This window comes from Pseudomonas rosaeacicularis, assembly GCF_057128745.1.
Genome location: NZ_JBSKHT010000007.1, coordinates 96,848 through 117,409 on the forward strand (window position 1 = coordinate 96,848; position 20,562 = coordinate 117,409).

Consider the following 20,562-nt stretch of genomic DNA (forward strand, 5'->3'; position numbering starts at 1 on the left):
TTCAAGACCTGCGCGAACGGCGCGCAGGTCTGCGGAAATTCAATTGATCTGGAAAGGATAGACCGCGCCCAGCTTAAGGTGCCGGGTCAGTTCATCCAGCGCTGTGCGGCATTCGAGCAACAGTTGCGGATCAGCGAGATCGTTCTCGCTCATGCGGTCGCGATAATGCTTGTCCACCCACTGCGTCAGGGTCTCGTACAACGGGGCGGTCATGATAACGCCTGGGTTGACCGCCGCCAGTTCGGTTTCATTCAGCGCAACGCGCAGTCGCAGGCAGGCCGGCCCGCCGCCGTTCTGCATGCTCTGCTTGAGGTCGAAGACTTTCACTTCACCGATCGGGCTGTCGTCGGCGATCAGGCGTTGCAGGTAATTCCACACGCGCTCGTTGCCCCGACACTCCTCCGGCACGATCAGCAGCATCGAGCCGTCCTCGCGCGACAGCAACTGGCTGTTGAACAGATAAGAGCGGACTGCGTCTTCCACCGCCACTTCGCTGCGTGGCACGCAGATGGCGTGGAAACGTCCGCCGCGACGGCTGAGTTTGTCGTGAAGTTCGGTCAGCATGTGCTCGGTGTTGAGAAACGCATCCTCGTGGTAGAACAGCACTTCACCGTTACCCACGGCGATCACGTCGTTGTGAAACACGCCTTGATCAATCACTGCCGGGTTCTGCTGGGCATAGACCGTGCCCTCCTCGCTCAAGCCGTGCAGACGCGCCACCGCTTGCGAGGCCTCAAGGGTCTGGCGCGCCGGGTACTTTTGCGGCGCTGGGTAACGGGTATCGAATGCGCTGCGCCCGAAGACGAAAAACTCGACGCCAGCCTCACCGTAGTCACGGCAGAAACGCGTGTGGTTGGCCGCGCCCTCGTCGCCGAACTGGGCGACGGCAGGCAGGGCGGCATGATGGGCGAAGTGCTGCTGATTGGCGAACATCGCCCCCAGCACGCGGCTGGTCGTCGGGTGTTCGATGCTGCGGTGGTATTTGCAGTTGAGATTGGCGGCGGTGAAATGCACGCGGCCATCTGCAGTGTCAGCGCTTGGGCTGACTGTCGCGGCATTGGCTACCCACATGCTCGACGCTGAGCAACTGGCGACCAGCAACGGCATGTCGTGTTTGGCTGCGCTCTGGATCACTTGCGCATCGGTCCCGCCAAAACCCAGCGTGCGCAGGCCGGCAACGTCCGGACGTTCCTGCGGCGCCAGCACGCCCTGGGTGAAACCCATGTCCATCAGCGCTTTCATTTTCGCCAGGCCTTGCAGCGCGGCCTCGCGGGGATTGGACGATTGCTGGCAATTGCTCTGAGAGGCAACGTTGCCGTACGACAGCCCGCCGTAGTTATGGGTAGGCCCCACTAGACCGTCAAAGTTGACTTCACAGGATTTCATCGGTGAGGCTCCGTGGATCTGTTTTTATGTGCACATTCTTTGTGTAATACGACGCCCCGTGGGAGCGGACCTGTCCGCGAAGACTGACTTTCAGCCGACAGACATGTGTTGGTCTACCGGCCTCTTCGCGGACAGGTCCGCTCCCACGGATTCGTGCCAGACAGGGATTACATCGTGATCCCGGGCGTCAAACTCGCCGGCAGCGTCAACTGTTCAGCCTCAAGCGACGCCACCGGATACGCGCAGTAATCGGCCGCGTAATACGCACTCGCACGATGATTGCCTGACGCCCCTACCCCACCGAACGGCGCACTGCTGGCAGCGCCCGTCAGTTGCTTGTTCCAGTTGACGATCCCGGCCCGGCTTTGCAGCCAGAATTGCTGATAGCGCGCTTGGGAGTCGGACAGCAAACCCGCCGCCAGCCCATATTGCGTAGCGTTGGCTTCGGCAATCGCGGCATCGAAATCAGCGTAGCGGATAACCTGCAACAGCGGTCCGAACAGCTCCTCGTCCGGACGATCCGCGACATCGCTGACGTCCAGGATGCCGGGCGTCAGCAGCGCGGATTGCGCGGCCGGTTGCGTCATTTCCAACAGCGCCACAGCGCCGTTCGCCAGCAGGTGTTCCTGCGCATCGAGCAGCGCCTGCGCAGCAGCCAGAGAAATCACCGAGCCCATGAATGGCGCAGGCTGTTGATCGAACGCGCCCACCGCAATGGTCGCGCTCACTTCAACCAGCCGCGTCAAGAATGCATCACCCCACGCGTCTTCCGGCACCAGCAAGCGACGGGCACAGGTGCAGCGCTGGCCAGCAGAGATGAACGCCGACTGAATCACCGTGTACACCGCCGCTTCAACGTCCTGCACTTGATCGACGATCAGCGGATTGTTGCCGCCCATCTCCAGCGCAAGAATTTTATCCGGGCGCCCGGCAAATTGCTGATGTAACGCATTGCCCGTGCGGCTTGAACCGGTAAAGAACAACCCGTCGATACCCGCGTTGGCTGCCAGCGCGATGCCGGTTTCCCGCGCGCCTTGCAGCAGGTTGAGCACCCCCGCAGGCAGCCCGGCTTCGATCCAGCATTTGACGGTCAGCTCGGCGACTTTGGGCGTCAGTTCGCTGGGCTTGAACACCACGGCGTTACCCGCCAGCAGCGCCGGCACGATGTGACCGTTAGGCAGATGCCCAGGGAAGTTGTAGGGACCAAACACCGCTACCACACCGTGGGGCTTGTGGCGCAACACGGCGGTGGCGTCGCCCAGCGGGCCGCTCTTCTCGCCGGTGCGCTCGCGATAGCTCTGGATCGAGATCGCGACCTTGTTGACCATGCTGGTCACTTCCGTGGCCGATTCCCACAGCGGCTTGCCGGTTTCCTCACCGATGCAGCGCGCCAGTTCGTCGGCATGATCCTTCAGGCTGACAGCGAACGTTTCGAGCACACCGATTCGCTCTTCCAGGGGCAGCGACGCCCAAGCGGGAAACGCCTGACGCGCAGCAACAACGGCGGCATCGACCTGAGCAGCACTGGCGCCCTGGCCGGACCAGATCACCTGTTGCGTGACCGGATTGAGCGACTCGAAAGTCTCACCCTGCCCAGCTTGCCAAGCGCCTGCGATAAAAAGCGTGCTCATCAGATACCCTCCCGAGCCGGAGACAATGGAACCGCGCGCACATGATCACCCGCGCTCAGGCGCAGGCGTTTGGCGGTCTGCGGGTCAACCACCAGCGTGCCGGCGGCGAAACGGGCAGGCGCAGCAGTCACGCGGCAATCTTCGCGTTTGCGGTTATGAATAAGGAATGGCGTCGCGTCATCGCCCGGCGTCCCCACGGCCAACACCAGTGGCTGGCTGTCGCGAACTGCGCGAATCTTGCTGGTTTCGCACTCGATGGCCGGGCCCGCGTCGAAAATGTCGACGTAGCCCTGATAGCTAAAGCCTTCCGCCTTGAGCATGGCCAACGCCGGCTCGGTGCTCGGGTGAACGCGGCCAATGATGTTGCGTGCCTCTTCCGACAGGAAGCAGGTGTACAGCGGGAATTTCGGCATCAGTTCGGCGATGAACGCCTTATTGCCAACGCCGGTCAGGTAATCGGCCTGGCTGAATTCCATCTTGAAGAAGTGCCGACCCAGGCTTTCCCAGAACGGCGAATGACCGTGCTCGTCGGACATGCCGCGCATCTCGGCGATGATCTTGTTGCCGAACAACTCTGGGAATTCGGCGATGAACAACATCCGCGCCCTGGACAGTAAGCGACCGTTCAAGCCAGTACGGGCGTCATCGCGCAGAAACAGCGAGCACAGCTCCGAATTGCCGGTCAGGTCATTGGCCAGAAACAGCGTCGGGATCTCGCGATAGATGTTCAGCTCCTGGGACGCGCTGACAGTCAGGCCGACACGGTAGTTGTACCAGGGCTCACGCAGACCGACGGCACCTGCGATGGCGGAAATACCCACCACGCGCTCATCGTCGTCTTCGAGCACGAACAGGTAATCCGCATCGCCACGTCCGGCTTCGCCGCGGAAGGTTTTTTCCGCCCAGCCGACCCGGTGCGCCAGACGCTCTTCGTTGGCCGGTAAAGTGGTCAGGCCGGGGCCAGTGCTGCGCGCCAACTCGATCAGCGCCGTCAGGTCACTGCTGCGTACGGGACGAACGATCATGCTTTCTCCTCAACCCGGCCTCCTTGGGAAACCGGCGAAACTCGCTAACCTGCGATCCGCCGTCCGCGCTGGTCATTCAGCGGGCGGACAACGGTAATCAACCTGTCAAACCGCGACGATGCGCACGCTGGCGCCTTCACCCACGCCCAATGCTTCAGCCGCCCCGACACTGAGCGTGACCGGTTTGCCGGGGACCCAATCGAGCTCCAGCAACACAGCGCGGTAGTCCTGCAACTGACCATTGGCAACCAGATAAGGCCGCCCGCCCTTGACCGCATCGCCACTGTTGACGGTGTCGATCTTGACCGGCACCACGCGGCTTTGGGAGATCGAACGAATGCCCGAGACGCGCGCGTGCAAGGTCGGGCCGCCGTCGAAGATGTCGATGTAATGATCGGTCTCGAAGCCTTCGCGCATCAGGATGTCGAAGGTGATCTGCGCACGCGGATGCACTTGGCCCATGGCTTCTTGCGCGGTGTCCGGCAGCAGCGGCACGTAGATCGGGTAATGCGGCATCAGCTCGGCAAGAAAGGTCCGGCTTTTCAGGCCGCACAGACGCTCGGCTTCGGCGTAGTTCAGGTCGAAGAAGTTACGGCCAATGGCGTCCCAGAACGGTGAGTCGCCGTTTTCATCACTGTAACCCACTATTTCGGTGACCACCGAATCAGCAAAACGCTCGGGATGGTTCGCGACGAACAGCAAGCGGCCTCGGGAGTTGAGTTCCGACCAGGTCGTGCCCACCAGTTCGCGTACCACGTAGAAGCTGGTCAGCAGGCTGTTGCCTGTCAGGTCGTGGCACTGCGAGAGGACGTGAATCTTGTTGTGAATTTTCAGTTCACGGGAGGCATGAACGAAGGTTTCGTTACGAAAGCTATAGAAGGGCTCGGAGTAGCCCGCCGAGGCGACGATCCCTGAGCAACCGACCAGACGATTGGTTTCCAGGTCTTCGAGCACAAAGAAATAGGTTTCTTCGCCGTTGAAACTGACTTCTGCCGAAAACGACGCTTCCGAAGCGGCAATCTTGTCGCTCAAGCGGCCGGCGTCATCCGGCAAGGACGTGACACCAATCGGGCTGTCGGCAGCGAGGCGTTGGACCTCGGCCAGATCAGCCATTTGCGCGGGGCGCATCACCAGCATGGTGTCACTCCTAAAGAAAAAATCCGCCGGTGGTCCGGCGAGAGAGAAAACAAAAGCAAGCGCCCTGTAGGAGCCAACTTGTTGGCGAGCCAGACACCGCGATGTGTCAGGCAGGACGCCTCGCGAACAAGTTCGCTCCTACAGGTTATTTGTCGCCGGTTATGCCGCAGTCAGCTTCGCAATCGCACGCTCGAAGCGATTCAAACCTTCTTCGATGTCAGCTTCTTCAACCACCAGGCTTGGCGCGAAACGAATCACATCCGGGCCGGCCTGAAGGATCATCACGCCTTCATGCTCGGCAGCGTTGAAGATGTCCTTGGCGCGGCCTTTCCAGGCCTCGGTAAGCACGCAACCGATCAGCAGGCCAAGGCCACGCACCTGAGTGAAGATGCCGTACTGCTCGCCGATCTTTTCCAGACGGGTCTTGAACTGCTGATGCTTGGCATTCACGCCCGCCAGTACTTCTGGAGTGTTGACCACGTCCATCACTGCGTTGCCGACCGCGCACGCCAGCGGGTTGCCGCCGTAAGTCGTGCCGTGAACACCGACTGACAGGTGCTTGGCGAGCTTTTCGGTGGTCAGCATCGCCGCCATCGGGAAGCCGCCGCCGATGCTTTTCGCGCTGGAAAGAATGTCCGGGGTGACGCCGTAATGCATGTAGGCGAACAGATGACCGCTGCGGCCCATGCCGCTCTGCACTTCATCGAACACCAGCAGCGCGTTGTGCTTGTCGCACAGTTCGCGGGCGCCTTGCAGGTAGGACAAATCGGCCGGCAACACGCCGCCTTCGCCTTGAATCGGCTCCAGCACGACAGCGCAGGTCTTGTCAGTGACGGCAGCTTTCAGGGCTTCTAGGTCGTTGTAAGGAACGTGGGAGATACCGGTGATTTTCGGGCCGAAACCATCGGAATACTTCGGCTGCCCACCGACGCTGACGGTAAACAGCGTGCGGCCGTGGAAGCTGTTGATCGCCGCGACGATTTCGTATTTTTCAGTGCCGTACAGATCGTGGGATACGCGGCGGGCCAGCTTGAAGGCGGCTTCGTTGGCTTCGGCGCCGGAGTTACAGAAGAACACGCGCTCGGCGAAGGTCGAGTCGACCAGCTTACGGGCCAGTTGCAGCGCAGGCTCGTTGGTGAAGACGTTGGACACGTGCCACAGCTTGTTGCCCTGCTCGGTCAAGGCGTTGACCAAAGCAGGATGGCAGTGACCCAACACGTTGACGGCGATGCCACCGGAGAAATCAACCAGTTCTCGACCCGACTGATCCCAGACCCGGGAGCCGGCACCGCGCACTGGAATGAAAGCGGCCGGTGCGTAGTTGGGGACCATCACCTGGTCGAAATCGGCGCGTTGCACCGGAGCTTGCTCAACGGACATCGGAGTCTCCTGAAGAGGAACGCCTGCCTGGAACTGGCGAGCGATGAAAGGATTGTAGGGACAGTTTTCAGCCGGGCCTTGCCGCCAAGCGACAACTTGTTACAGCGCCAACCCGGCTTTTTTCGTGGCTTTCAGCAATGCGACAAATAGCGTCGCAATGGCGCAGTTTAAACGCTGAAGAGCTGTAGGAGCCAACTTGTTGGCGAGGCAATCGCGCACATGCCACGACTCGATCCCGTGGGAGCGGACCTGTCCGCGAAGCTTTGCCTGAGCCGGTGAACATGCGCTGAATGTAAGACTGTCTTCGCGGACAGGTCCGCTCCCACATTTGAAAGCAGTAAAAAGCTAACCCCGCTCTGCAGGCACCGGCGACAATTCGAACGGGCTGCTGCTGCGGCGCTGGTTGCGGTCTTCGCGGGGGGTGGCGCCGAAGAAGTTGCGGTAGGCGCTGGAGAAATGCGGGCCGGACGAAAAGCCGCAGGACAAACCAATCTGAATGATCGATTTGCTGGTCTGCATCAGCATCTGCCGGGCCTTGTTCAGGCGCAGTTCCAGGTAATACTGACTCGGCACGCGGTTGAGGTACTGCTTGAAAATCCGCTCCAACTGACGACGCGACACGCACACATGCTGGGCGATCTCGTCGGTGGTCAGCGGTTCTTCGATATTCGCTTCCATCAACAGCACTGCCTGGGTCAGCTTCGGATGACTGGAGCCCAAACGGTTCTGCAACGGAATGCGCTGACGCTCGCCGCCTTCACGAATGCGCTCGACCACCAGCTCTTCCGACACCGCTCCCGCAAGCTCAGCGCCATGATCACGGGCCAACACGGCCAGCAGCAGATCGAGTACTGACATCCCGCCGCACGCGGTCAACCGATCCCGATCCCAGTCGAACAAGTGGCTGGTGGCGATAACCTTCGGAAAGCGCTCGGCAAAATCGTCCTGCCAGCGCCAGTGCACCGCCGCGCGATAACCGTCAAGCAAGCCCAACTGCGCCAGCGGATAAACGCCCGCCGACAGCCCACCAATCACACAACCGGCGCGCACCACTTGCTTGAGCGCACTGCTCAGGGCGGAGGTCATGGGCGCTGGCGGCTCGTCGGCCAGCAGGAATAGCTTCTGAAAACCTTCCAGTCGCCCGGTCCAGGGCTCACCGGGCAATTGCCACGCGCCACCCTCAAGCGGCGGTTCTGCCTGCAGGAACGACAGTTCGTACACCACCTCCGGGTGAACCCGCTGGGCAACACGCAAGGCTTCCTCGGCCAGCGCCAAAGTCAGGGCTTTGGTGCTGGGCCAGATGAGAAAACCTATTCGATGGGCAGTCATGGCGGGCAGTCCGAAACGTGTCACAAGGGTGGGTCAAGCGCCGATGCGCTTGAGCTAAAACGGGTCCAGCCAGGTCATGTCGCTAACAGAGTTGCCGCGCAGCATGACCTGTTCCAACGCAAAAGGCACCGACGGTCGCTACTTGAGACTGCCCGAGAGAAACCCCTGCAACCGCTCGGATTTAGGATTGACCAGCACTTCGCGCGGATCGCCTTGCTCTTCGACCACGCCTTTGTGCAGGAAGATCAACTGGTTCGACACTTCTCGCGCAAAGCCCATTTCATGGGTCACGACGACCATGGTGCGGCCTTCTTGCGCCAGTGCCTGCATGACTTTGAGCACATCGCCGACCAGCTCCGGATCAAGCGCGGACGTAGGTTCGTCAAACAACATGACCTCGGGTTCCATCGCCAACGCACGGGCAATCGCCACGCGCTGCTGCTCGCCACCGGACATGTGGCCCGGATAGGCTTGCTTGCGATGGGAAACGCCGACCTTGGCCAGGTAATGTTCGGCTTTTTCCAGCGCCTCTTTCTTTGAAAGACCGAGCACGTGCATCGGCGCTTCGATGATGTTTTCCAGTGCAGTCATGTGCGACCACAGGTTGAAATGCTGGAACACCATCGACAGCCTTGAGCGCATGCGCTGCAGTTGCTTGGGGTCTGCGGCTTTCAAGCTGCCGTCTTTGTTGGCAACCAGTTTGAGCTCTTCATTGTTCAGCAGGATGCGGCCGGCATGGGGCTGCTCCAGCAAGTTGATGCAGCGCAGAAAGGTGCTTTTGCCCGAACCGCTGGAGCCAATGATGCTGATGACATCGCCGGCCTTGGCTGTCAGCGAAACGCCCTTGAGCACTTCGTGGCTGCCGTAGCGTTTATGCAGGTTCTGGATTTCCAGTTTGTTCATGCTTTCGGTTCTCAAAACTTTCGGTTAGCAGCGTTCAGTTCCCAAGGAACGTCAGTCGCTGAGCAAGCGACCCTGACGCAGCGCAATCCGCCCCGCCACTTTGGCCAGCCAGAAACCAGGCTGGGCGTAACGCAGTCGCTCGATAGCGAACAACACGCCTGCGGTGCCGGCACAGACGGTGGTGGCCTTGTCGGAGAGCGGATCAATCACCTCAAACAGCGGCTCACCGACTTCGACGCGGTCGCCGGCCTGACGCAGAAACGTCACCACGCCAGGATGCGGCGCGTACAACAATTCAGTGCCTTCGAAGGGCACGCCTTCGCAAGCCTCGGTTTCAGGCTTGGGCCACTCACCGTTGATCAGACCCTGCTCGGCGAGGAACGCCAGAATGCCCTCGGCATGGGCTTCGGCTTCCAGCCTGCCGGTATCAGCCTGACCGCCCAGTTCAACGGTGGTCGCCAGACACGCCAGCGAAATCTGCGCGTCGAGAAAGCGCCGCGACAAGCGCAGCCAAGGCAGCGAGCAGGCCTCATCGAACGAGCTGCCACCGGAATCTTCAGCCAGCAAACCGACGCGCACATCCAGGTGCGCTGCCAGCGATCGCCATTGCGGCCAGTGCTGCGGCAAGGCATACATGTGCAGCGCGGCGTCTGCATCGCAATGCAGATCGAGGACGATGTCGGCGGTACAGGCATGGCTCAGCAACAGTCGTTGCAAGCCCTGCAACTCACTGCTCGCAGGCGGCAATTGTTCAAGTACCGAGGTCATCGCCTGACGAATCAGGTGGATGTTGGCCCGCGGGTCATCGCCCAACTGGCCTTCGAGCATTTCTGCGACCGGTTCGCTTAACTCAGCGAAATCCCGGTTGAAGTTCTTGCCGCTGCCGAACTCAAAACGCCCCTGGTGGGCGCCTTGCAGCAGTTGGCCCAGGCCGATGGGGTTAGCCACGGGCACTAACTCGACAACGCCGTTCAGCAGGCCCTGCTCTTCAAGTTGGATCAGGCGTTTTTTCAACTCCCAGGCGGTGCGCATGCCGGGCAATTCATCGGCGTGCAAACTGGCCTGGATGTAGGCCTTGCGCTCGCCTTGGCCAAAACGAAAAACGCTCAGCGTGCGTTCGGTGCCGAGGGTGCTCCACGGCAGGACATGGTCGATGCGTTGCATATCAGTGCTTCCTCGGCGCGAGATAGCTCAGCCAGCGGCGTTCTGCCAGCTTGAACAGTCGCACCAGAATGAAGGTCAGGCACAGGTAGAAAACCCCTGCGGTGATATACGCCTCGAAAGGCAGATAGAACTGGGCATTGACCGTGCGGGCCGCGCCCGTGATGTCGATCAGCGTCACGATGGAAGCCAGACTGGTGGTCTGCAACATCATGATCACTTCGTTGCTGTACTGCGGCAGCGCGCGGCGCAAGGCCGAGGGCAGCAGAATCCGTCGATACATTTTGGCCCGCGACATGCCCATGGCCTTGGCCGCTTCGATTTCACCGGCCGGCGTGGCTTTAAGGCTGCCAGCGATGATTTCAGCGGTATAGGCGCTGGTGTTGATGGCAAACGCAAGGCATGCGCAAAAGGTCGCGCTGGACAGCCACGGCCAGAGGAAGCTCTCGCGCACGGCCGGGAATTGCGCCAGCCCGTAGTAGATCAAAAACAGCTGCACCAGCATTGGCGTGCCGCGAATCACGTAGGTGTACAGCCAGGCGCTGAAGTTGACCCAGCGCACTTTCGAGACGCGCATCAGCCCCAGCGGCAATGCGGCCAACAACCCGAAGAACAGCGAAATCGCCAGCAGCTTGAGGGTGATCAGCAGGCCGCCGAAATACAGTGGCAGGTTTTCCCAGACCACGTTGTAATCGAAAATCATAGGTCTGCCGCCCGTACGCCCACGGAGTAGCGTTTTTCGAGAAAGCGCAGTGCCAGCAGCGAAACGCTGGTGATCAGCAGGTACATCGCCGCGACTGCGAGGAAGAAAGTGAAGGGTTCGCGGGTGGCATCTGCCGCCTGCTTGGCCTTGAACATCATGTCTTGCAGACCGACCACTGAAATCAGCGCGGTGGCCTTGGTCAAAACCAGCCAGTTGTTGGTGAAACCGGGGATTGCCAGACGAATCATCTGTGGCACCAGAATGCGGAAGAACACCCGCGAACTGCTCATCCCATACGCCATGCCGGCTTCGGCCTGCCCTTTGGGAATCGCCATGAACGCGCCGCGAAAGGTCTCGGACAGGTAAGCACCGAAGATGAAACCCAGTGTTCCAACACCGGCTGCCAGCGGGTTCAAATCGATGTAGTCGTCATAGCCCAGCAACGGCGCGACGCGGTTGAGCAAATCCTGGCCGCCGTAAAAAATCAGCAGGATCAGCACCAGATCGGGGATGCCACGAATGACCGTGGAATACAGATCGCCCAGCCACGCCAGCCAGCGCACAGGGGAAAGGCGCAAAGCCACACCGATCAGGCCTAGGACGATCGCCAGGGCCATGGACGACAAAGCGAGCTGCAAGGTCAGCCATGCACCGTCGAGGATGACGGCCCCGTAGCCTTTCAACATGTTGTTTGGCCCTCTGGCGTGGGAAATGAAAATGGCGCAATCAGACAGCGCTTGGCCCTGCTGTTTGCGCCACTGGCGGCATTACTGACCGTAGATGTCGAAGTTGAAGTACTTGTCCTGGATCGCTTTGTACTTGCCGTTGGCGCGGATCGCAGCGATAGCGGCGTTGATCTTGTCCAGGTTGGCTTTGTCGCCTTTGCGCACGGCAATGCCGACGCCATCACCGAAGTAGTTCACGTCAGTGAAAGCCGGGCCCACGAAAGCGTAGCCTTTACCGGAATCGGTGTTGAGGAAACCGTCCTGCAGCAGCGTCGCGTCCGCCACGGTGCCATCGAGACGACCGGCGCCGATGTCCAGGTAGATTTCGTTTTGCGAGCTGTACGGTTTGATTTCAGCGCCCAGCGGAGCCAGGACTTCTTTGGCGAAACGCTCGTGGATCGAACCGCGCTGCACACCGATGTTCTTGCCCTTGAGTTCGGTCAGGCCGTCGGTGACGACAGTGCCTTGCTTCATGACCAGGCGGGCTGGGGTGTTGTAGTACTTGTTGGTGAAATCGACTGATTTCTTGCGGTCTTCAGTGATCGACATCGAGGACAGGATGGCGTCGATCTTGCGCACCTTGAGCGCCGGGATCAGGCCGTCGAACTCTTGCTCGACCCAGGTGCATTTGACTTTCATTTCTTCGCACAGCGCATTGCCGATGTCGTAGTCGAAACCGACGATGTTGCCGTCCGGCGCTTTCGAAGCGAACGGAGGGTAAGCTGCCTCGATGCCGATTTTCAGAGGCTTTTCATCGGCGAAGACTGGCTGGGCCAATACGGACAGCGCCAGTGCGCCAAGAAGCATGAGCTTTTTCATGGGTGAGACTCCATCGGTACAGCACGAAATAGGCAGAGTGAGCGAAACGCTCAATGTGCAGAAGGAAGATCATGAATTGCGGCGCAAAGTGCCATCGAGTCTTGGCTCGACATGCCCTGGGCGAAAGATCGGCATTTTAGCGGCAGGGCTGAAGTCGATATTTCCTCCAGGCGACAACTAGTTACAGAAGCACCGAGAAAGCCGATCAGCTTGATTGACAGCCCATTTTTTTCATGAGAAGGCGACGACATTCGCCTTTACGCAGCAAAAGCGCGCGCATTATTGGCAAAGTCACTGCAAGAGGCAAATCTGTGGGGGCCAACGTGTTGGCGAGACGACCAACGTAACCGTTAGCGATATGGCGTTGGCAGGGTTGGGGCCGCTGCGCAGCCCATCGCGACCGTCGTTACCTCCGATTGCTCCCACGCGCTTCGCACAGAAGCGGATCGCGGTGCATACGCAAGCTCCACTCAGAACCGGGACCCATGCGCTCCCATATCCTGTTGGAGCGAGGCTTGCCCGCGAAGCTTTTGATTCTGGCCGCAGGCCGTAGGAGCCTGACTTGTCGGCGATCTGCCGTACAGCAGCAGTAAAACTTGCGGAGGCCACACCGAGGTGCCTGAAGTTGGGGCCGCTGCGCAGCCCATCGCGACCGTCGTTACCTCCGATTGCTCCCACAGGTATTGCGCCAGGCTCAGCATCCGCGGGCGCTCTGGCTTTTGATTCTGGCCGCAGGCCGTAGGAGCGTAGCTTGCTCGCGATCTGGCGGGAACCGGCAGTAAAACCTGCGCATGCGGTATGTCAGCCGGGACGCCGCGCGAACAAGTTCGCTCCTACAGAATGGCACAAGCCTGCCAAACAAAAACGCCCCGCCCGATTTTCGTCGGGCGGGACGTTTGTTTTAGCCGCGTATCAGGCGACGTTCATGGTCTTGTGGGTCTCGACCAGATGGGCCACCACGCCCGGATCGGCCAGGGTGGAAATGTCGCCCAGCGAATCATATTCGCCAGTGGCGATCTTGCGCAGGATGCGGCGCATGATCTTGCCCGAGCGAGTTTTCGGCAGGCCCGGCGCCCACTGAATGACGTCTGGCGAGGCAATCGGGCCAATCTCTTTGCGCACCCAGTTGCGCAGTTCAATGCGCAGCGCTTCGTCTGGCACTTCGCCGGCGTTCAGGGTGACGTAGACGTAGATGCCCTGCCCTTTCAGGTCATGAGGCACACCGACTACCGCCGCTTCGGCAACCTTCGGATGCGCAACCATCGCGCTCTCGATTTCAGCCGTGCCCATGCGGTGGCCGGAGACGTTGAGCACGTCGTCCACGCGCCCGGTGATCCAGAAATAACCGTCCTCGTCACGACGGGCGCCGTCACCGGTGAAGTACATGCCGCGGAAGGTCTTGAAGTAGGTGTCGACGAAGCGGTCATGGTCGCCATACAGCGTGCGCGACTGCCCCGGCCATGAATCGAGTATCACCAGATTGCCTTCCGCCGCGCCTTCGATCAGGTTGCCCAGGTTATCCACCAACGCCGGTATCACGCCGAAGAATGGACGCGTTGCCGAACCCGGTTTCAGCGCCGTGGCGCCTGGCAACGGGCTGATCAGAATGCCGCCGGTTTCGGTCTGCCACCAGGTGTCGACAATCGGGCAGTTCTTCTTGCCGATGGTGTTGTAGTACCAGTTCCAGGCTTCCGGGTTGATCGGCTCGCCCACCGAACCCAGCAGACGCAGACTCGAACCGTCGGCACCTTCAACGGACTTGGTGCCCTCGGCCATCATGGCGCGGATCGCAGTTGGCGCGGTGTAGAGGATATTGACCTTGTGCTTATCGATGATTTTCGACAGGCGGGTGATATCCGGATAGTTCGGCACGCCTTCAAACAGCAGCGTGGTCGCGCCGTTGGCCAGCGGGCCGTAGACGATGTAGCTGTGACCGGTCACCCAGCCGACGTCGGCGGTGCACCAGTAGATTTCACCCGGTTTGTAATCGAACACCCGCTCGTGGGTCAGCGCGGCATACAGCAGATAGCCCGCGGTGGTGTGCAGCACGCCCTTGGGTTTGCCGGTGGAGCCGGAGGTATAAAGAATGAACAGCGATTCTTCGGCGCCCATTTCTTTTGGTGCGCAGGTGCTTGACGCCACTTCCAGGAGCGAGTGGTACCAGATATCACGGTGACGGTTCCACTCGATGTCGCCGCCGGTGCGTTTGCAGACGATGACCTTCTGTACGCTGGCGGTTTCGGGGTTGGTCAGGGCGCGGTCGACGTTGGCTTTCATGGCGGTTTTCTTGCCGCCGCGCAGACCTTCGTCAGCGGTGATCACCACTTTGGATTTGCAGTCGATGATCCGACCCGCCAGGGCTTCTGGCGAGAAGCCACCGAACACCACCGAGTGAATCGCGCCGATCCGCGCGCAGGCCAGCATCGCGACCACGGCTTCGGGGATCATCGGCATGTAGATCGTCACGACGTCGCCGCGATGCACATCCTGGCCGCGCAAGGCGTTGGCGAACTTGCAGACTTCTTCGTGCAGCTCGCGGTAGGTAATGTTGCGGCTTTCAGAAGGGTCGTCGCCTTCCCAGATGATGGCGAGTTGATCGCCGCGCTCGGCCAGATGACGGTCCAGGCAGTTGTAAGACACGTTCAAAGTGCCGTCGGCAAACCATTTGATGTCGACACGGTGGTCGTCGAAGGAAGTCTGTTTGACAGTAGTGAAAGGCTTGATCCAATCCAGGCGCTTGGCCTGCTCACGCCAGAAACCATCGGGGTTGACCACCGACTGCTGGTACATGGCCTTGTAGGTCGCCTCGTCAGTGAGCGTGTTCGCTGCCACTTCGGGGCGGACGGGGTAAAGGGAAGCCGCACTCATCTTTCTTACCTCGGTGGATATGTTGTTGTTTTATGGCCCTGTTGTATCCGGCGAGGACTACAAAGGCCATTCGACGATGGTCTTACCGCTTGTCAGCATAAGCCTCTGCCGGGCTGAAACGCTCAGGCCACAGGTCTTACTGATAGTGGGACTACGACCAAAGCACTAGATTCCCGAATGCCTGAACACCGTGCCTGGCGATTGTTACCGATTCGCTCAACAGTGTTTATCAAAAGGGTTTGTATATGAATACCGGCAACCGGCCTAGAATCCATCTCGCCAACAAGGCAAATGATTGACAACTAACCCCCCACAACGGTTTGTCGATCCAGTTACTTAAAGCGCAACTAACACGGTTCCACGCAGAGTCCCACAAAGATTCTGTGCACCCTGCCGAGCAGAATTCCTGCAACGCAGAACTCACTCGTTAATCTAGAGGTAACTTGTAATGAAAGCTGCACTGGTTGTAATGGCTCTTTGTGGTTTCAGCACCTTGGCGATGGCGGAAGAATCAAACGCGAAAATCGCCGCGCAGAACCAACGCCAAGCGGTCGAGCAATACACTTACTCGACGCACCTGGACATCGCAAAAGTCATTTCAGTCGATCAAGTCCCTAACGTCTGCCGCGTGGTGCCACAGCACATGACCTACGAAGATTCCCACGGCCAGCGCCATGTCATGGAATACCAGGTAATGGGCAACGGCTGCAGCAACGGCTGATCGCTTCACCCAATTGCGCTATACGCCTCGCAGGTTGTCCATGCGGGGCGTGCCTGTCTTTGCTGACAGCGTTTTATACACCTGTTCCCAATGCACGCGCGTAGCGCAAACATCGACACTGACTTAGATAACTATGTAACACCTCACCCCGTGATTAATAAATAACGTGAAGCCTAGAACTTACGCCCACCTGCAAGTGGCGCAAGACCGTTAGAGATTAAACACGGGAGCTTCATACATGACGAGCCATCAAAGTGCAGCGAGCGCACTTAGCCTTCAGCAGCGACTGAAAAAACTAACCCCAACCGACATTATTGTCGTCAGCGACATCACCGGACCACAGTCCCTCGAAATTTCGCTCAACGATCTGCTCACCGACTACTTGAAATCCAGTGCGGGGTTGCGCACCGTGCTTCGCGATGCGGACTTCCTGAAGCTGATCAACCGAAGTGTCGATTCGCGTGAAGTAGAGCGCTATATCAGCAGCAAGCTTTACGAGGGCGATTCCACTCAAAGCATTGACCACCGCAGCCGCGTCACCTTTTTCAAAACGCTGTGTCGCCTGGCAGTCGAGCACACGCGCCCTGGCATCCTGAGCCGCGCGCTGACGGATCTTCGGGCAGCCAACGTTCCTTTCAAAACCTTATCATTGGCCCACACACTATTGAGCGCCTGGCCCAGATTGAATCGAATTGACGCGCTGTGGGTGTCGGCTTTCATCCTTGCTGACGATCTGACCCTCGCTCAATCGGTACCCGCGCTGACACAGCCCACCGAGCCACTGGACCTGCGCGGGTATCAGGATCTGCGCACGGTCGTCAGTCACCTGCTGACGGTTCAACCCGGCCAATCGCTCTTCGACAGACTGATGCAGCAGTTACCCACCGACATCCTTATGCTTGCCTCCGGCCAGTTCCGTCTGCTGACCAAAAAGGAAAAAGTGAGCGCCCTTCGGGCAAAACAACAGATGGACGTCAACGCAATTGCTCGCGTGCGCGGCATCGACCTGACCCACGCCCCCAGCCTGGCCCTTGAGGCGACCCTCAACAGCGCGCCTTTTCAGAAATTCCAGAAGCAGTTAGTCGCCGCTTTGGAGTGGTACGCACCCGCGAACCCTCAACACGCCTCGCAATCGATGAGCCGGCAACTGGCCGTCCAGGCTTTGATCGACTGTATCTACCCCATCGAGCAACGGCGTGTCGGTTACATTCTTGATTTTCACCTGTTCGATCCCGACACCGCGGACTGCACTTTTGCAGACATCCGCATTGATCTGACCAACAGCCTCAGCCAGACACTGGGCTGCTCCACCGGGTACGCGCAGATTGCCATGCAACTGCTGCTGCACCGATTTGCGCCGGAACTGCTGCTGAACGATGCGCCTGCAGATTTTCGCTATCAGCCCGATCTGCGCTGGGTCAACCTTCGTCACGCCATGCAACTGCGTAACGTTGAGCCTCATGCTCAGAGCTTCACTCAATGGGAAAACCTGCCGACACGCCAGGCCGAAACAGCCGCTACCGCCCATGAAAAAATGCGCCTGGCCATTTCCCGAATCGAGCCCATGATCGTCTGGGGCGTTTACGCCGGGGTCATCGCCGACAAACGGGATTACCCGTCCGATGAGCTTGAGCGCCTGACGCGACACTTTGAATCCGCCTGCAACCGGTACGCGCTCAATGTACTGCCGGATCGCCTGACCGATGCTCGTCAGTTGCTGAGGGACGCTGGTATCAATCCGGACGCCATCACGACCGGAGGTGATGGCAACACTACCGAACTGGAAGCCTACCTGGACGGCGGCAAGCACTACCGACCGCCTTATGCGCTGAAAGCCCTGCTACCCAATGCCACGCAACGGTTCAATCAGGCTTTCGACCGCTATCTGGAAGAGGCGCGGCGGACCTATACGGATTTGATCACGCTGTTCTTTGATGAACTGCCCAAACAGGATCGCACCCGACTGACGTCCGGAAAACTGAACTGCTACGCCGTGGTCTGGCGCCAATATGTGGGTCCTGTGACAGGCGGCATCCCTGCTTATGACAGCAGCTCGGACCTCGACTGGCAGGAGTGTCGGGGCGGAAATGGCTGCGTGGTACACGTCAGTGTCGAGGGCCAGCACTCGCTCTACGAACTGTTCCCGGAAACCAACAGCCTGCAATGCACGGCGCTGGGTTCGCAGGAGGCACAGCAACTGCAAGATCCCCATCTTGCTCCGCTCGCCCTGACCTCGCTGATCGACCCGGATTACATGTCTTACAACGGCGAACCGTTGCCTTACGACAAGTCGGGCCTGGTTCGGTTTGTGCGCCTGACCACAAACCCCGATGCCGACAATAAGGAGCAGCTGGTACAGGCGATGGTAGAACCTGTTTTCCTCTATCACGCCGACGCATTACGAGCGGCCTGCAAGGGCACGACGAAGCTGGAAACCCGGGCGCGGCTGCGTGAAGCCACGTCAGGCGGGGCTTATGCCTGGAAGCTGATCAGGTCGGTGATTCCCATCGTCGGTTGTTTCGATGTTAAAACCGGCGCCGATGCGGCAAGTTGCGTCGCCGACGTGGCCGGAGAGATCGGCACGGCCATCACCATTGCCGGGCGCACATTCAAGCCGCTGGTCAAACTGGGCGGCAAGACCCGGCTGAAGTCCTCGCACCCCGCGTCGCTATTGAGCCCGCGCAAGCAACACGCCAAATGGTTTGCCGGGCAGCAAAGCGACCTTCCACACTTCGAACAGCGGGTGCTGAGTGCCCACGATGCCGTAGCGGCGGGAAAGCACCTGCAACGCAAAACCGCTTTCCAGCATGGGACTGGGGACAGTCCGACCGCGCAAGGGGCTTGGCAATCAGCCACCGTGGACGGCGTCGACGACGTGATGGTGCGCAATATTTCAACGGCACAGACCCCGGACTACCGTTGGTGGAATCCACTGGATGAACAGCCCTATGGCCCTCGATTGACCGCCATCAGCCAGCCCCATGCCGACGAGCCCGCCACCTTTGCCACGACGCAAAATGCGCTGCTGCCAGGCCAGTTCCCAGGCGCGGTACAGCTGAGCGAAGCCGGCGAACACGGGCATGATCTGTCCATCACCGCCAACCGAAACATCAAGCTGGTGCGTCGCGATGAAGCCGTGTCCGATCTGATCATCGATAACGTGAGTTACCGCTTCACCCACGACCAAAACAGCCTGCTCCGCAAAATCGAACTTGAGCCACGCAGCGCGCGACTGCGCTCACTGGACGAAATACCGGTGGTCTGCAGAGTCAAACGCGACCTGACACAAGTCGATTGCACCGGGCCGTTGATTCTCTTGTCGACAACCCGCCCCAGCGCCGAATTAGCACAAGCGCCGCTGTTACAGGGCGAGCACGCCAGCCACGCCTTCATGACTCGTCGATATCGGCCGGCGATTCAGCGCCGCGCCCAGCGAGGAAACACGCAGCCCGTGGAAACCAACGTACTGGTGGATGACGGGAAAATCAGCACCTGGATTGAGGAAGTAGTGCCCAGCAGAGGCGGAACCAGCACGCAGAAGACCGGCCGAAAAATACTCAGCCCGTTGCGCGCCCAGGACACCCTTCATTTAGGGTTGAGCGCCACAGCGCAATACCGGGCGCGAGTCAGTGGCAGGCTGATGAAAGATCAGCGCCTGGGTCTGCCTGAGGTACTGGACGATACCTGGCGAACGCAAATCGATGAGCAGCTTCCGGTCGTGCAGCTGGATTCGATCTGCAGCACGATCAACGATCAACGTGAGCTGCGCGGGGTCTGGCTGACGCTGCCCGAGGGTCGTTGCATCGCAGTGGAAGCGGACACGGGCCAGTTCTATAAGGCCCTGGAACCGTCAGCCGATGGCAATTTGTCGTTCACACGCATGACATCCGAACGCGATATCGACGCTTACCTGACTGCCAGCGAAGGTTACCGCCTGGGGGCGGGCCGGCGAACACTCAACAAGGACATGGATAACATCGCCCGGATGCTGTTCGATCTGGAGTTTGATCAAGGCACGTTCAAGCCTGGCGGGACGTACGAGCGCAGTCGTCCTGAACTGGAAAGCTACGCCCGGAAAATCCTGACTCAGGAGGATGCGCTGCAGACATTCGTCAAACTGACCAAAAGCAGCTTACCCAATTTTAAACAGCTGGCTGACGTTGACCCGGTCATGCGTCAGCACGTGGCAAGCGTGTTCGATGCCTTGCTGCCTGCCACCGGCGCAAGAAACCCGTGGCTGCCTGTGAGTTCTGCCGAACTGCCGTTTATCAGCACCGGGGAAACCATACGCAAGCACCTCAACTCCACCAATCTGGCCTTTCTTCTGGCCGAGACGCTGGAAGGAAAACACCACGTCTATTACGCACTGGCGGGGGGCAGACGAGGGAGAGGACTGACGCTGCGCGCGCCTGTTACCCTCGAAGGCAGCTCAATGACCTTTGTTAATGCGCAGGCCCGAATGTCAGGCCGGGCGCCGGACCCAGGGTTCACAAGCCTGCCGGTGGTGCGAACATCGAAGAAACTCAGCATTCGCGAGCATGACCGTTACCTGGACGCCGAGCGCTTGATCGCAACGGCGTTCAAGGAGGACATGCGGCTTAATCCATCGCTCACAAAAATCCACTTCTTCACGCTGATGGACACCTGCAACTCATGCGGGGGCTTTGTCATGCCGCGTCTGAAACTGGATTTCCCGACCGCTGAGTTTTCCGCCAGCTACATCCTGCCCTACACGCCACCCACTTAAAGACTGCACTGACTGTGGGTGCGAATG

General features: G+C 59.6%; 14 protein-coding genes. 2 read left to right on the forward strand and 12 right to left on the reverse strand.

All coding sequences use genetic code 11. From position 1 onward, the window contains the following. Positions 1-39: 39 nt before the first annotated feature. The 12 genes from astB to acs all read right to left on the reverse strand — a co-directional run bounded on the left by astB (position 40) and on the right by acs (position 15,067). Positions 40-1,386: an N-succinylarginine dihydrolase gene (gene astB, locus ACWKWM_RS10805; protein WP_483846138.1), complete on the reverse strand. Its 1,347-nt coding sequence runs from the start codon at positions 1,384-1,386 to the stop codon at positions 40-42. 167 nt (positions 1,387-1,553) lie between these two features. Further along, positions 1,554-3,020, reverse strand: a complete 1,467-nt coding sequence (gene astD / locus ACWKWM_RS10810) for a succinylglutamate-semialdehyde dehydrogenase (RefSeq protein ID WP_483846272.1) — start codon at positions 3,018-3,020, stop codon at positions 1,554-1,556. After that, positions 3,017-4,042 (reverse strand): arginine N-succinyltransferase, encoded by a 1,026-nt coding sequence (astA, locus tag ACWKWM_RS10815; RefSeq protein WP_483846139.1) that lies wholly within the window; start codon positions 4,040-4,042, stop codon positions 3,017-3,019. The genes astD and astA overlap by 4 nt, the downstream gene beginning before the upstream one ends. A gap of 105 nt (positions 4,043-4,147) precedes the next feature. Then, complete coding sequence (gene aruF / locus ACWKWM_RS10820) at positions 4,148-5,179, reverse strand: arginine/ornithine succinyltransferase subunit alpha (protein WP_483837368.1); 1,032 nt, start codon at positions 5,177-5,179, stop codon at positions 4,148-4,150. A 159-nt stretch (positions 5,180-5,338) separates the two neighbouring features. Further along, on the reverse strand, positions 5,339-6,559 hold the full coding sequence (locus ACWKWM_RS10825; protein WP_483846140.1) for an aspartate aminotransferase family protein: 1,221 nt from the start codon (positions 6,557-6,559) through the stop codon (positions 5,339-5,341). A gap of 345 nt (positions 6,560-6,904) precedes the next feature. Next, positions 6,905-7,888, reverse strand: coding sequence for a transcriptional regulator ArgR (argR, locus tag ACWKWM_RS10830; RefSeq protein ID WP_483846141.1), 984 nt, complete (start codon positions 7,886-7,888; stop codon positions 6,905-6,907). Positions 7,889-8,026: 138 nt separating this feature from the next. Beyond that, positions 8,027-8,791, reverse strand: a complete 765-nt coding sequence (locus tag ACWKWM_RS10835) for an ABC transporter ATP-binding protein (RefSeq protein WP_483846142.1) — start codon at positions 8,789-8,791, stop codon at positions 8,027-8,029. A gap of 51 nt (positions 8,792-8,842) precedes the next feature. Next, positions 8,843-9,955, reverse strand: coding sequence for a peptidase M14 (locus ACWKWM_RS10840; protein WP_483846143.1), 1,113 nt, complete (start codon positions 9,953-9,955; stop codon positions 8,843-8,845). A gap of 1 nt (position 9,956) precedes the next feature. Next, positions 9,957-10,655 (reverse strand): ABC transporter permease, encoded by a 699-nt coding sequence (locus tag ACWKWM_RS10845; protein ID WP_483837363.1) that lies wholly within the window; start codon positions 10,653-10,655, stop codon positions 9,957-9,959. Continuing rightward, positions 10,652-11,341 carry an ABC transporter permease gene (locus tag ACWKWM_RS10850; RefSeq protein ID WP_483846144.1) on the reverse strand — a complete coding sequence of 230 codons (690 nt, stop codon included), beginning with the start codon at positions 11,339-11,341 and terminating at the stop codon, positions 10,652-10,654. The genes ACWKWM_RS10845 and ACWKWM_RS10850 overlap by 4 nt, the downstream gene beginning before the upstream one ends. Positions 11,342-11,422: 81 nt before the next feature. Then, complete coding sequence (locus tag ACWKWM_RS10855; protein WP_483846145.1) at positions 11,423-12,199, reverse strand: ABC transporter substrate-binding protein; 777 nt, start codon at positions 12,197-12,199, stop codon at positions 11,423-11,425. 912 nt (positions 12,200-13,111) lie between these two features. After that, complete coding sequence (gene acs / locus ACWKWM_RS10860) at positions 13,112-15,067, reverse strand: acetate--CoA ligase (protein WP_483846146.1); 1,956 nt, start codon at positions 15,065-15,067, stop codon at positions 13,112-13,114. A gap of 448 nt (positions 15,068-15,515) precedes the next feature. Here acs and ACWKWM_RS10865 point away from each other — a divergent pair, with 448 nt between their 5' ends. Beyond that, positions 15,516-15,788 (forward strand): DUF2790 domain-containing protein, encoded by a 273-nt coding sequence (locus ACWKWM_RS10865; protein WP_483837359.1) that lies wholly within the window; start codon positions 15,516-15,518, stop codon positions 15,786-15,788. 238 nt (positions 15,789-16,026) lie between these two features. Continuing rightward, positions 16,027-20,535, forward strand: coding sequence for a deaminase domain-containing protein (locus tag ACWKWM_RS10870; protein WP_483846147.1), 4,509 nt, complete (start codon positions 16,027-16,029; stop codon positions 20,533-20,535). Positions 20,536-20,562: the final 27 nt, after the last annotated feature.

Bases quoted from the DNA above. Each gene is read 5' to 3' on its own strand.
- argR (WP_483846141.1), bottom strand. From the start codon at position 7,888: ATGACTGCCCATCGAATAGGTTTTCTCATCTGGCCCAGCACCAAAGCC.
- astA (WP_483846139.1), bottom strand. From the start codon at position 4,042: ATGATCGTTCGTCCCGTACGCAGCAGTGACCTGACGGCGCTGATCGAG.
- ACWKWM_RS10855 (WP_483846145.1), bottom strand. From the start codon at position 12,199: ATGAAAAAGCTCATGCTTCTTGGCGCACTGGCGCTGTCCGTATTGGCC.
- acs (WP_483846146.1), bottom strand. From the start codon at position 15,067: ATGAGTGCGGCTTCCCTTTACCCCGTCCGCCCCGAAGTGGCAGCGAAC.
- ACWKWM_RS10840 (WP_483846143.1), bottom strand. From the start codon at position 9,955: ATGCAACGCATCGACCATGTCCTGCCGTGGAGCACCCTCGGCACCGAA.
- ACWKWM_RS10865 (WP_483837359.1), top strand. From the start codon at position 15,516: ATGAAAGCTGCACTGGTTGTAATGGCTCTTTGTGGTTTCAGCACCTTG.
- ACWKWM_RS10845 (WP_483837363.1), bottom strand. From the start codon at position 10,655: ATGATTTTCGATTACAACGTGGTCTGGGAAAACCTGCCACTGTATTTC.
- aruF (WP_483837368.1), bottom strand. From the start codon at position 5,179: ATGCTGGTGATGCGCCCCGCGCAAATGGCTGATCTGGCCGAGGTCCAA.
- astB (WP_483846138.1), bottom strand. From the start codon at position 1,386: ATGAAATCCTGTGAAGTCAACTTTGACGGTCTAGTGGGGCCTACCCAT.
- ACWKWM_RS10835 (WP_483846142.1), bottom strand. From the start codon at position 8,791: ATGAACAAACTGGAAATCCAGAACCTGCATAAACGCTACGGCAGCCAC.
- ACWKWM_RS10850 (WP_483846144.1), bottom strand. From the start codon at position 11,341: ATGTTGAAAGGCTACGGGGCCGTCATCCTCGACGGTGCATGGCTGACC.
- ACWKWM_RS10870 (WP_483846147.1), top strand. From the start codon at position 16,027: ATGACGAGCCATCAAAGTGCAGCGAGCGCACTTAGCCTTCAGCAGCGA.
- ACWKWM_RS10825 (WP_483846140.1), bottom strand. From the start codon at position 6,559: ATGTCCGTTGAGCAAGCTCCGGTGCAACGCGCCGATTTCGACCAGGTG.